Origin of the sequence: Saccharothrix carnea, assembly GCF_003014735.1 — a bacterium.
Classification (GTDB): Bacteria; Actinomycetota; Actinomycetes; order Mycobacteriales; family Pseudonocardiaceae; genus Actinosynnema; species Actinosynnema carneum.
The window spans coordinates 1-12,992 of sequence record NZ_PYAX01000012.1 but is presented as its reverse complement, the minus strand read 5'-3'; the positions used below and the strand labels follow the sequence as shown (position 1 = coordinate 12,992).

The 12,992-nt window shown below is 70.4% G+C and carries 5 protein-coding genes and 2 pseudogenes; 1 reads left to right on the top strand and 6 read right to left on the bottom strand.

Annotation, left to right across the window (positions count from 1 at the left end):
• Nucleotides 1–53: 53 nt before the first annotated feature.
• The 6 genes and pseudogenes from B0I31_RS29830 to B0I31_RS29810 form a co-directional block, all read right to left on the bottom strand.
• Nucleotides 54–1,052: a LacI family DNA-binding transcriptional regulator gene (locus B0I31_RS29830; protein ID WP_073886659.1), complete on the bottom strand. Its 999-nt coding sequence runs from the start codon at nucleotides 1,050–1,052 to the stop codon at nucleotides 54–56.
• A 1-nt stretch (nucleotide 1,053) separates the two neighbouring features.
• The gene (locus B0I31_RS29825; protein ID WP_219910860.1) at nucleotides 1,054–3,663 is read right to left on the bottom strand and encodes a beta-glucosidase family protein; all 2,610 of its coding nucleotides are present in this window, start codon (nucleotides 3,661–3,663) and stop codon (nucleotides 1,054–1,056) included.
• A gap of 225 nt (nucleotides 3,664–3,888) precedes the next feature.
• Nucleotides 3,889–6,747 carry a glycoside hydrolase family 48 protein gene (locus B0I31_RS29820; RefSeq protein ID WP_245950548.1) on the bottom strand — a complete coding sequence of 953 codons (2,859 nt, stop codon included), beginning with the start codon at nucleotides 6,745–6,747 and terminating at the stop codon, nucleotides 3,889–3,891.
• Nucleotides 6,748–6,944: 197 nt separating this feature from the next.
• Nucleotides 6,945–9,887, bottom strand: a complete 2,943-nt coding sequence (locus B0I31_RS29815) for a glycoside hydrolase family 9 protein (RefSeq protein WP_106618728.1) — start codon at nucleotides 9,885–9,887, stop codon at nucleotides 6,945–6,947.
• Between the two features lie 215 nt (nucleotides 9,888–10,102).
• Nucleotides 10,103–10,390, bottom strand: a complete 288-nt coding sequence (locus B0I31_RS42090; protein WP_281262329.1) for a cellulose binding domain-containing protein — start codon at nucleotides 10,388–10,390, stop codon at nucleotides 10,103–10,105.
• 111 nt (nucleotides 10,391–10,501) lie between these two features.
• Nucleotides 10,502–12,337: pseudogene (locus B0I31_RS29810) on the bottom strand (glycoside hydrolase family 3 protein); the annotation flags it as partial.
• 426 nt (nucleotides 12,338–12,763) lie between these two features.
• Here B0I31_RS29810 and B0I31_RS29805 point away from each other — a divergent pair.
• Nucleotides 12,764–12,992 (top strand): annotated as a pseudogene (locus tag B0I31_RS29805) (hypothetical protein); the annotation flags it as partial.

Genomic DNA, 12,992 nt, shown 5'->3' with positions numbered 1-12,992 from the left:
GTCGAAGCGCTTCGAAACCGGGCACGGGCTCGCGCCGGACGGCAGAACGGTGGTCAGCGGGTCGTGCTCGCCCTTTCGGTGAGCCGTGGCGGCAACAGCGTGAGCGGGGGCGTCGGCGTCCGGTCGAGCTTGGCCATCAGCAGCGCCACCGCGTGGTGGCCCAACTGCTCGGCGGGCACCGCCACCGAGGTCAGCGGCGGCATCAGCCGCTCGGCCTGGTCGTCCGGGCAGATCGCGATCACCGCGACGTCGTCGGGCACCTTGCGGCCCAGCGACCGCAGCACCTCGACCACGGACGGCAGCGCGGCCTCGTTGTGCACCACCAGTCCCGTCACCGCCGGGTGGCGTTCGAGCAGGCCGGTGATGGCGACCCGGACCGACTCGTGGTCGGTCTCGGTCGGCAGCGTGGTCGACGAGACGCCGCGCCGCATCGCCGCCGCGCTGAACCCGGCCATGGTGCGGTGCGCGAAACCGGTGTCGCGCTGGTAGACCGCGCGCGGCGCGCCGACCAGTGCCACGTAGGTGTGCCCGAGGTCGGCCAGGTGGTCGACGCACCGCGAGCCCGCCTCGGCGAAGTCCAGGTCGACGCACGTCAGCCCGGCCGCGTCCGCGGGGAAGCCGATGAGCACCGAGGGCCGGTCCAGGTCCCGCAGCACGGGCACGCGCTCGTCGTGCATCTCCACGTCCATCACCAGCAGCCCGTCGACCTGGGCGCTGCCCGCCACCCGGCGCAGCCCCGCCGCGCCCTGGTCGGCGGTCACCAGCAGCACGTCGTGGTCGTGCCGGCGGGCCGCGTTGGCGACCGCGACGACGAACTGCATCAGCACCGGCATGTGCATGCCCTCGCGCATCGGCAGCACCAGCGCGAGCACGTTGGCGCGGTTGCTGGCCAGCGACCTGGCACCCGCGTGCGGGTGGTAGCCCAGGGCCCGCACGCTCGCCTCGACCCTCGCCTTGGTGGCCGAGGAGATCGAGCGGCGGCCGGTGAGCACGTACGACACCGTGCTCGGCGCGACACCCGCGTGCCGCGCGACGTCGGCGATGGTGACCACGTCAGCGCACCTCCCGCACCCGCACGCCCGCCGCTTCCGCGGTGAGCACCAGCGACGTTCCGTCGACCGAGATCCGGGTCCCCGGTGGGGCGGACCGCGGTCCCGGCGTCACGTCCTCGAACGAGATCCACGCGCCCTCGCGGGTGAACACGACCTCGTCGTCCACCAGCCGCACGCCGTCGCAGTCGTCGAAGTCCGGGGCGGGCAGGACGCCCACGCGTGGCGCGATGGTCTCCCCCGCCACGTCCACCACCAGCCGCGACCGGATGTCCCTGGACGACGCGCCGACCAGCAGCTCGTACCGCCCGGCCTCGACCACCCGGCGGCCCGTGACGACGTCCCAGTGCCAGAGCTGGTCGGCGCGCAGCCCGACCACCGCGGCCTCGCCCGGCGCGAGGTGGACCCGGTGGAACGACTGGAGCTTGCGCACCGGCTGCCGCACCCGCGAGTCCAGCGCCGAGGAGTACAGCTGCACGACCTCCGCGCCCGCGACGTCACCTGTGTTGGTCACCGACACGGTGGCGACGCCGTCGACCCACGTGAGGTCGGAGTACTCGAACGTGGTGTAGGACAGCCCGTGGCCGAACGGGAACAGCGGCTCGCCGGTGAAGTACAGGTACGTGCCGCCCGCCCGGATGATGTCGTAGTCGAAGATGTCCGGCAGGTCGTCGTCGGAGCGGTACCAGGTCTGGGTCAGCTTGCCCGATGGGGAGAACACGCCGTACAACGCCTCCGCCACCGCCCGGCCCTGCTCCTGCCCGCCGTGCGCGGTCCACACGATGCCCGGCAGGTGCTCTTCCTCGCCGTCCAGCGCGTACGGGTAGCTGCTCACGAGCACCAGCACCGTGTTCGGGTTGGCCTCGCGGACCGCGCGGACCAGGTCCAGCGACGGCAGGCGCAGCGTGGTGCGGTCCTGCGTCTCGCGGCCGTTGATGTGCGGGTCGTTGCCCAGCACCAGCACGGCGGTGTCGGCTCGGGAAGCCGCTTCGGCCGCCGCCGCGATGCCGTCCACCACCCGTTCGATCTCGAACGGGGTGCTGTCCAGGCTGAGGTCGCCCTGCACTGTTGCCGGATCGTCGGCTCCGCAGACGGTGTTGCGCAGCACCACACCGCCGTCCGTGAGCCGCGGCTCGAACAGCTCGCGCACGTCCCAGCCACTCGGTGTGGTGGCGGTGGCGACCAGCGCACCGTCCTCGCCCACCCCGAGGTAGCGGCGCGAGCCCACGTCGCGCAGCGTCCACACCCCGTCGCCCCAGTCGAAGCGGTCGAACAGCGACCGCTCCCCCAAGCCGACGACACCGCCGCGCACACCCAGGTAACGGCCGTCCGCCGTGCGCAGCGCGATCCGGTCGACGCCCTCCGCGTAGGTGACGGAGGCGAACTCCTCCAGTGCACTTCGGACGGTCACCTGGTACGGCAGGGTGCCGCTGTACCAGTCCTCGAACAGCGTGTCCGCGTGCGTGCCGATGACGGCGAGCTTCGTGCCGCGGGCCAGTGGCAGCGCGGAGGCGTTGCGCAGCAGCACGACCGCCTGCCGTGCCGCCTCCAGCGCCAGCCCGCCGTGGGTGCCGATCACGTCGGACGTGATCGAGGCGTAGGGGTTGTCGTCGGGCGGGTCGAACTCGCCGAGCCGGAACCGCAGCGCGAGCACGTTGCCGACCGCCCGGTCCACCGCCGACCTGTCCAGCAGGCCGTCCTTGATCGCCGTGGTGACGCTCTCGATCATCAACGTCGGGTCGGCGTCCTGGTCGGTGAAGCTGTCCAGGCCCGCGTCGAGCAACGCCGCGTGCCCCTCGGCCTGGGTCGCCAGGTACGCCTGCAACCCCGCCACGTTCGACGGCGCGTAGGCGTCGCTGACGATCGCGAGCCCGTCCGGCGCCCACGTCCGCAACTCCTGCCCGATCAACGGGCTCAGGTGCGCGGGACGACCGTTGACCAGGTTGTACGACGGCATCACGGCCACCGCCGCGCCCGCCTCGATCGGGCCGCGGAAGCACGGCAGCTCGTACTCGTGCAGCACCCGCGGCCGCAGGTCGGACGACGTGACGCAGCGGTCGTCCTCGTTGTTGTAGCCCAGGAAGTGCTTCAGCGTCGGCGCCGTCCGCAGGTAACGCGGGTGATCACCGCGCAGACCCGTCGCGTACGCCGTGCCCATCGCCGCGGTCAACGTCGGGTCCTCGGAGTAGCCCTCCTCGTTGCGGCCCCAACGCGGGTCGCGCAACGGGTTCACCACCGGCGCCCACACGTTCAGGCCGTGCGCGACCGGGTCCCGGTGGTGGAAACCCCGCGCCTCCACGCCGACCGCCTCGCCGACCCGCCGCACGAGGTCGAGGTCCCACGAGGACGCCAGCCCCACGGCTTGCGGGAACACGGTGGCCGGTCCCAGCCACGCGACGCCGTGCAGCGCCTCCATCCCGGTGTGGAACGCCGCCAACCCCAGTCTCGGCACGGCCGGCTGGTGCTGGTGCAGCAGCGCCACCTTCTCCTCGTCGGTCAGCCGGCCGAGCAGGTCGGTCACCCTGTCCTCGACCGGCAGACCCGGATCGCGGAACGGCAGCGGGTCCACGGCACACCTCTCGCGGTCGTCGAATTGTTCGAAGGTGCAGCTCACTGAATCGAATCGTTTCGATCGCTGCGACAACAACGCCGACCGGAGTCAGCGGGGCGGGGTGCCAGAAATGTGGCACAGCTCTCTCACCGGAGTCAACACCGAAGTTTCAAGGTTGTTTCATCCGCGATGTCCGCGTCGAACGCATTCGACTATCGAGACGGTTCGAGACACGCCGAACACCCCCCTCACCACGTCGTGAGGGGGGTGCCGGCGACCTTCCTCGGTCTACCCGAACAGCTCCACGTGCAGCTGGAACGCCGTGGCGATCTCAGCTTGCGCCCAGAACCGGTGGTAGGTGAAGGTCGGCGCGGGGCCGCCGTCCAGGTAAGCCTGGACCTTCGGCCAGTCCTTGTCCTGCTTGAACATCGAGCGGATGTCCACGAAGGACACACCGGGCTTGATCTGGTCGCCGTTGGGCATGGTGCCCGTCCAACCAGACGGAACGTACGGACCCTCGCGCGTCGTCGCGTTGTAGACGTCGTCGAAGCGGTTGTAGTCCTTGCGCTCCTCGGGCACCGTGATGCCCTTGTCGGTCTTGTGCGCCAGCAGCGCCGTCAAGAGGCCCTCACCAACGGTCTTCGCCTGGGCGTTGCCCGACTCGGCCGCGTAGTTGAGGAGCGTCTTGGCGTAGGACGCGGCGATGCCGACGTCCTGGCTGTGGTTGAGCACGCGCACGCGCAGGTTCGCGTTGGCACCGGGGCTGGTGGCGTTCCAGTTGTCCGGCGCGCCGGTCCACTCCAGGTCCGAGGGGATCTGGAACTGACCGTTGGTGCCCACGGTGGTGTTCGCGATGGCCCAGGGGACCCACTTGTCGAGGATCTTCTTGGCCGTCGCGTTGCCGGTCATCTCGTAGAGCGCCGCGGTGCGCTCCATCTGCCACGCCTGGAAGCCGAACCAGCGGTTCGACGGCGGGTCGCGCCACACCGGGTGGGCGTCGTAGAACATGCCGTAGAAGGTCGGCGTGCCGGCCGGCGGCTGGCTGTACGAGCCTTCCCACGTGTTCGTGACACCACCGGCGATGGCGCCGTCCGCCGACTGCAGCCACTGCAGCAGCTCGAGCTGACGGGTCATCGACGTGGCCCAGTCCTGCTGACCCGTGGCCGACTTCGGCTTCAGGGCCGGCTCGTTCGCCAGCGCGTACGCCGCGAGCGGGTTCTGGTAGCCCTGGTGCGAGGCACCGGAGCCGATGCGCCACGCCCAACCGGCGGACGTGTCGGTCGCGCCACCCCACGCGTAGTACCAGGACACCAGGTAGTGCGCGCTGTCCTTGCCGGTACCACCGGGGCAGGTCGTCGCGTTGGTGCAGTTGCCGACCTTCTTGAAGTACTTGTCGAACAGCGAGTAGCGCAGGTAGTCACCCATCTTGGCCGCCTTCGCGACCTCGGGGGCGATCTCGGCGACCTTGCCCTGCTCGGTCGCCCACCGCTGGGCCAGCAGCGCCACCTGCACCGCACGCGCGTCGGCGTCCGGGGCGTTGGTGTACTTGTACTGCTTGGCGTAGCTGGCGTCCTTGGTGAACAGGTCGAGGAAGCCGTTGCGGCCACCGTGCGCGAACGTGTCGCACGAGGGCTGCGGGATGGTCTCCCACACCGACTCCGACGAACCGCGCTGGTAGGTGTTGATGTACGCGGGCGCCGCGTCGGACTCGTCACCGCACCGGCCGAAGCCGTAGGTGTTGTCGACGTCCATCAGCCAGTGCATGCCGTAGATGTCGTCGGTGCCGTACGCCGCCTTCAGCTCGGCCGCGATCGGGTCGCGACCCACCGGCACGCCGGCCTCCAGCTGCGACGGGTACAGGTCCATCCGCGGGTGCTCGGGAGCGTAGGTCGCGGGCTTGGACGCGTCGTACTTGTTGTTGGTCGGCTGGTCCGCCGTGGCCGGGATGATGTACTTCTCCATCGAGGCCCAGGCCTTCTTGAACGAAGACCAGTCCTCGGTGATCCGGGCGTAGCTCGCCTCCAGCCACAGGTAGTAGCTGAACGCCTCGGACGTGGTCTGGTGACCGTGGTCCGGCGCCTCGACCATCAGCGTCTCGATCGAGTGGTACGGCACCTTCAGGCCATCGGAGAAGGTGCGGAAGTACCCGCTCGCCGGGTCGTGGATCTTGGCGTAGAGGTTCAGGAACTCCTGCTCGAACGGCGAGGTCTGGGCGCTGGTCTCGCGCACCTCGACCGTGGCCGCGGTCGCACCGGTGGCGCTCGCGGTGAACGTGGCCGTGGCCAGCTCGCCGCCGTTGGCCGCCGAGGTGACCGTGACGTTCTGCTTGGTCGACCAGTTGGCCGGGGTGAACGTCAACGACACCGGACCGGCCGTGAGGTCGGTGCTGCCCGCCGAACGCGCCACGGTGACCGTGACGTTGGAGGTCGGCGCGGTGGCCAGCGAGACACCGAAGGTGCCGGTCGTGCCCTGCCGCACGCTCAGCGTCGGCGGGCTGACCTGCACCGCCTGGCCCGCGATGACGCGGATGCTGGCGATGCTGGAGTTGCCGATCCCGCCCTTGTCATCGGTGGCACGGGCGACGATCGCGTGCTCGCCCACGGTCGCACCGGTCCACGAGCCCGTGTACGGGGCGCTCGTGTCGGTCGCGACGACCACGCCGTCGGCCAGGAACTCGACCTTGGCGATGGTGCCGTCGGTGTCGGCCGCGGTGGCCGCCAGCGGGATCGCCTGGCCGACCTGGAACGACTGCGCGGTCGTCGGCGACGTCAGCGACGCGGTCGGGTTGACGTTGACGTTGGGGCCCGTGCAGCGCGTGCCGTTGAGGGCGAAGTCCGTGGGCGGCCGGTTCTGGCCGGTCCACGAGCCGTTGAAGCCCGGCGTCACGGTGGCGCCGGTGCCGAGGTTGGGAGCCCAACCCGGCGCCGCCACGGTGACCCCGGTGCCGCTCTGCGAGAACGTGCCGTTCCAGCCCTGCTGAACTCGCTGGCCGTCCGGGAAGGTCCACGTAAGGCGCCAGTTGTTGACCGGGTCGCCCTCGTTGCGAATGGACACGTTGGCGCCGAAACCACCCTGCCACTGGCTCGTGACCTGGTAGTTGACCGTGCACGCCACGGCCGCGTTCGCCACCGGCGCGACGAACGGCATAACACCCGCGGCAGTTGCCGCCGCGGCTATCAGCGCGAGCGGACCGGTGCGCAACCGTCCCGCTCTGGTGCGGTACCTCATGCGTCCTCCTCCTGCACGGATCAGCCATTGACCCGCGAGCTTCAAAGGGCGTGGCGGGGAGTGGTGTCGGCACGGGACGCCTGGGCGCGCAGAACGCCCCGTGCCGAGTCCGGGTGCTAGGGCTCGGTGCCCCAGGCGAGCGAGCCGCCGGTGTAGGCGGTCACCCGGTCGAAGTCGGTCAGCGTCGAGCTGACCCGGTAGCTGTGGTCGTCGGCCTGGTTGAAGGCCGACCAGTCGGACTTGGCCACCCGCAACTGGATGTCGCCGGTGCTCGCGCCCGCGGCGAGCGTGCCCGCGGTGAACGACACCTGCAGGTAGGAGTCCGCGCCCGGTCGCGCGTTGGGCAGCTTCACGACGGTGGCGCGCACGTTGGCGCAGCCGACCACCGACCAGTCGCAGTACACCTGGTAGTTGGCGTTGGCGGTGTCGCCGGTGAACCAGTACCGGAGGGTGACGGTGGACCGGTCGACCGCCGTCGTGCCGCGGTTGACCAGGGCGAGCGTCGCACCGATCTGGTTGGCGCTCGCCGAGCCGTTGCCGCGCTGCTGCACGGCGACCGGACCGGTGGCACCGCCCGGCGTGGTCCGGAACGTCACCCCGGTGCTCGGCGGGGACAGGTTGCCGGACGTGTCCTTGGCGCGGACGGTGAAGGTGTACGCGGTGTCCGCGGTCAGGCCGGTGAACGTGTGGGTCGTCGCGGTCGTGGTCGCCGCGACCGTCGCGTCCGGACGGAGGATCTCGTAGCCCGCGACGGCCACGTTGTCCGACGACGCGGTCCAGGTCAACGTCGCGCCGGTGCTGGTGATGGAGCCGACGACCGGGCGGCTGGGCGCGGTGGGCGGCTCGTCGTCGTCACCGGCCACGATGGTGACCGAGATCGGCGTGCTCGCCGCCGACCGGTTGCCCGCGGCGTCCTTGGCGCGCACGGAGAAGCTGTGCTCGCCCGGCGTCAGGCCGGTGAGCTGGAACGTCGGGGTGACCGGGGCACCTACGACCGTGCCGTCCGCCCGCAGCACTTCGTAGCCGGTCACCCCGACGTTGTCGGTGGACGCGGTCCAGCTCAGCGTCGCGCTGGTGGCGCCGACGTTGGACGCGCGCAGTCCGATCGGGACGGTGGGGGCCTCGCGGTCCTCCACGGCCGGACCGGGTTCCTTGCCCCACTGCACCACGCCGTCCTGCACGAGCACCAGGCGATCGGTCAGCGCGACCGTGTTGCCGGTGCCGAGGCCGGTGTACGACCAGTCGTTGGTCGGGTCCCAGGTGCCCGCGCTGGTGATGCGGAACTGCACCTCGTGCTTGTGCGCGGACTGGCCACCCGGGTACACGCCGGGGCACGGCACGTCGACGTAGTACACCGAGCCGCTGTGCTGCTTGGGTCCGCTGGGCGTGCCGCACTGGTTGTAGTTCGTGGTGACGGTGATCTGGTCCGGCGTGGTGGCGCCGTCCAGGGTGAAGTAGTAGCGCAGCGAGCCGTTGAACATCCGGGCGGGCCACGCGGTCTTGTTGAAGACGAACGACTTGATCTCGGTGAAGCCGGCCGCGCTCTGGTTGACCGAGGCCTGCACGGTCAGCTCGGGACCGTCGGTTGCCTCGGCGACCGGGAAGTTCGCCAGCGGCGTGCCGCCGTACTCCTGGTAGAGCCGGGCGAGCGCGCCGGTGAACCCGGCGTTGTAGTCCAGCGCGACCTCGTTGGCGACGAAGTCGGTGCGGTCGTCCTTGTAGGAGTCGTTGTTCGTGCCGGGACCGCCGACCAGCGCGCCGTACAGGACGTGCCTGCTGGTCACCGGGTCCTGCATGGTGTCGGCCCACGCGCCGTGCGCGGTGCGGTGGTGCGGGTTGCGCGGCGGGTTGGCGCCGAAGCCGACGACGTAGCTGGCGCTGCGCGGGTTGTCGCCCAGCGCGTAGTTGATCTGCCGCACGCCGAAGTCGTGGTAGGTGGTCGCCCGGGCGGCGTCGCGCTCGCGCAGCCAGTCGCTGTAGACCAGCGCGACGAACGCGGTGTTCGCCGCGTACCGCAGCGAGCCCCAGGTGTCGAGGTGCGCCTGGCCGCCCGGCGAGTACCGCACGCGGTTGCCGTTGTAGCCGGTGGTCCAGTAGTCCAGCCACCGGTTGGCGTCGGCGACGTACTCGGCCTCACCGGTCAGCTTGGCCATCAGGGCGTAGGCGCCGTAGGACTTGTCGTCCCACGCGATCGTCCAGCGGTACGACCGCGTGGTGGTCTGCTGCTCGGTGGACAGCTTGGGGTACTCCGCCTTGGCCTTGGCCAGGTAGCTCGCGTCACCGGTGGCGCGGTACAGCCAGATCGCGCCCCACACCAGCTCGTCCTGGTAGCCGCTCCACGAGTTGTAGAAGTTCGCCGAGTCGGTGATGCAGGCGCTGTACTTGCCGCGGTAGGTGTCGGCGAAGGTGTAGAGCTGCTTGGCGTGGGTCAGCAGGGTCGCCGCGTAGGTCGGGTCGGTCTGCTTGAACACCATCGAGGCCGACGCCATGGCTGCCGCGTACTCGCCCGCGAGGTCGGAGCCGGGGCAGGAGGCGTCCACTTTGTACGCCGGGCGGGCCATCTGCATGACCTCGGCCGCACCCCACCACTTGTGGTCGTCGTCGCCCTTGCCGACCTGGCCGTACACCACGTTCGGGGACGGGTGGGCCTTGATGATCCAGTCCGTGCCCCACTTGAGGTTCGCCATCAGGTGCCGCAGCTGGCCCGAGCTCTCGTAGGCGGCGCGGTTCTCCACCGCGCCCCAGGCGAGCATCGACATCGTGGCCGCGAACGGCAGGCCGAACTTGACGTGGTCACCCGCGTCGTAGAAACCGCCCGAGAGGTCCAGGCCGACGTCGCTGCCGTCGCGCAGCGCGGAGTCACCGCGCCAGTTCACCCGGTTGTCCGCGGGCAGGTCGCCGGACCTCTGGGCGTCGTAGAACCAGATCGACTTCTGCAGGGCCTCGCCGTAGTTGAACGCGGGCGCGGCCGTCGCGGACGGCTGGAACGGGGTCAGCGTCAAGGCGCTGACCAGCACAGCTAGCGTGCCGGCCAGTGCTCCGGACATGCGTCGTCGCATGCGGTGCCTCCGAGGGGGCAGGGCGGTGGAGGTTTCTGGGAGCGCTCCCAGTCGGGGACTGTAACGGCATCGAAACACCGTGAAAAGAGGGTTCAGCCACAAAGCCTTGACAAGTTCGGCTCGGCGGCCCTCACCCCATGGGCCGAACGTTGGCGCACGCTGAGCCGAATGACCCAGCGTTGGGGAGCGCTCCCAGAGCGTCACCACGGTCTCCGCTACCTCGGTCGGCAGGTCAGCTGGGGGACGACCGCCGGCCCGCTCGCGGTGTACCCGAAGGACACCGAAGCTCCCGGTGGGATCGTGGGGTTCCAGCCGGCGTTCTCCACGGACACCGACGTGCCGGACACGGTCATCCGGCCGTTCCACAGGTTGTGGATCGTTTGGTCGACCGGCTTGGTCCAGGTGATGAGCCAGCCGGTGATCGGGGTCGTGCCGGTGTTGGTGACGGTGACGTCGGCCTGGAAGCCGCCCTGCCAGGCGCTCACGATCCGGGCGGTGGCCACGCAACTGCTGGTCGGCGGCGTGGTGGTCGTCGTGGTGGTGGTTGTGGTTGTGGTCGTCGTGGTGGTGGAGGTGGTCGTGCTGGTCGGCGTGGTGGTGGTCGTGGTCGGGCCGTAGCTCAGACCGTGGCCGAGCGGGTAGAGGGCGGCCTTGCCGTCACCGGCGTTGATCGGCTGCTGCGAGCCGCCGGCCATCCAGGTCACGGGCAGCTTGCCGGTCGGGTTGTAGTCGCCGAACAGCACGTCGGCGACGCCGCGGCCCTCGGTGCCGGGCAGCCACGAGGCGAGCACCGCGTCCCACTGGCTCTCCTGGCCCAGGAAGTCGAGCGGGCGCCCCGACACCAGCACGACGACCACCGGGATGCCCGCCGAGCGCAGCCGGTTGATCGTTTCCAGGTCCTCGCGGTCCATGCCCAGGCCCTGCGGCCGGTCGCCCTGGCCCTCGGCGTACGGGGTCTCCCCCACCACCGCGATGGCCGCGGTGTACGAGCCGTCCACCCCGGTGCCGTACCGGTCGTGGGTGATCGTCGCGCCGGAGCCGACCGCGTCGCGGACGCCCTGCAGGATCGTGGTGCCGGGCGTGATGTTGCCGCTGCCGCCCTGCCACGAGATCGTCCAGCCGCCGCTCTGGTAGCCGATGTTGTCGGCCGACTTGCCCGCCACGAAGTACTTGCCGGACTTGGCCAGCGGCAGCACGCCGTCGTTGCGCAGCAGCACCTGCGACTGCCGCACCGCCTGGCGGGCCAGGTCGCGGTGCGCGGCCGAGCCGATCGTCGAGGTCAGCGACCGGTCGGTGAGCGGGCGCTCGAACAGGCCGAGCTCGAACTTCTTGGTCAGGATGCGGCGGTTGGCGTCGTCGATCCGGGCCGTCGTCACCCGACCGGCCTGCACCTCGGCCTTGAGCAGGCTGGTGAACCGCTGGTAGTCGGTCGGCACCATGACCATGTCGATGCCCGCGTTGACCGCGGCGGCGACCTCGGCGCCGGTGAACCCGGTGGCGCCGTCGATCTGGTCGATGCCCGCCCAGTCCGAGACCACGAACCCGGTGAAGCCCAGCTCGGTCTTGAGCAGGTCGGTGATCAGGTAGCGGTGGCCGTGCGCCTTGACGCCGTTCCAACTGCTGTAGGAGATCATCACCGAGCCGACGCCCCGGTCCACGGCGGCCTCGAACGGCGGCAGGTGCACCGCGCGCAGCTCCTGCTCGCTGATCCGCGCGTCGCCCTGGTCGTCGCCACCGGCGGTGCCGCCGTCGCCGATGAAGTGCTTCGCGGTGGCGAGCACGGAGCTGGGCGTGCCGCCGAGCGTGGTGCCCTGGAGGCCGTCGACGTAGGTGGTCATCGCGGTGGGGATCTCCGGCACCTCGCCGAACGACTCGTAGGTGCGGCCCCACCGGTCGTCGCGCGCCACGCACAGGCAGGGTGCGAAGTTCCAGTCGATGCCGGTGCCCGCGACCTCCTTCGCGGTGGCCTCGCCGATGCGCTCGACCAGCTCGGGGTCGCGCGTGGCGCCCAGGCCGATGTTGTGCGGGAAGATCGTCGCGCCGCGCACGTTGTTGTGCCCGTGCACCGCGTCCACGCCGTAGATCAGCGGGATGCCCAGCGGCGTGGACATGGCCGTGCGCTGGAAGTTGTCGTACATGTCGGCCCAGGACTGGGGCGTGTTCGGGGTCGGCGCGGAGCCGCCGCCGGACAGCAGCGAGCCGATCCGGTAGGTGGCCAGGTCCTGCGGCGAGTCGAGGGCGCCGCGGTCGACCTGGGTCATCTGGCCGACCTTGTCGTCCAGCGACATGCGGGCGAGCAGCTGCTCGACGCGCGGGTCGGCTTGGGCCGCCACCTGCGCGGTGGCCACCGGTCGCAGGTGTGGCACCAGCACGGTGGCGGCGAGGGCGACGGCCGCCAGGAGCGCCGTCGTCGCGGCCACCGCGACGGGTCGGGAGGGAGTGCGCGTCATTGCGTTGCCTCCGGGTCGAGAACAGGGTCCGAGAGGGACTGGGAGCGTTCCCAGACTAGGAATGTCCGGTTCAATGCACCAGAGATGGACTTTTCGGCCTAGCAATCGCGCCGCCGCACGGCGTAATTCGACGGAATTTCGACATCAACTTCGATTCCACCGTGACCTGCGTCTCAGTCACCCGGTCGGACCAGTGGGCCAGCAAAATGAACACACTCAGTGGCGAACGCCCCGTTCGTCGGCGGCCAAGCCATCTCAGGCGTGGTTCATCCGGCGTTTTCTTCACGGACCGTATAAACCGGCGCGGGTCACCGGTCGATCACGGCCTCTTTTCTTCACCGTTTCCCACTGGCTACAGTCCTGCCACCTGGGAGCGCTCCCAGCCGAGCCAGCCCCCGTTCAGCACCGACGCTGCGAGGACTACCGATGCGAGCACACAACGCCCACGAATCCGGCCCCGACGTGCGACGACCGCGACACAAGGCCAGGCTGGCCGCGGCCGGAGGGCTGTCCAGCGCGCTGGTCGCCAGTGCGGTGGCGCTGGTCCTCGGCGGTGGCGCCACGACCGCGCAGGCGGCCGACTCGGCGTTCTACACCGATCCGAACACGTCGAGTGCGCGGTGGGTGGCGGCCAATGCCGGTGATTCGCGGGCGG

Coding starts and splice junctions, on each gene's coding strand:
- B0I31_RS29815 (WP_106618728.1), bottom strand. CDS start 9,887: ATGCGACGACGCATGTCCGGAGCACTGGCCGGCACGCTAGCTGTGCTG.
- B0I31_RS29820 (WP_245950548.1), bottom strand. CDS start 6,747: ATGCCGTTCGTCGCGCCGGTGGCGAACGCGGCCGTGGCGTGCACGGTC.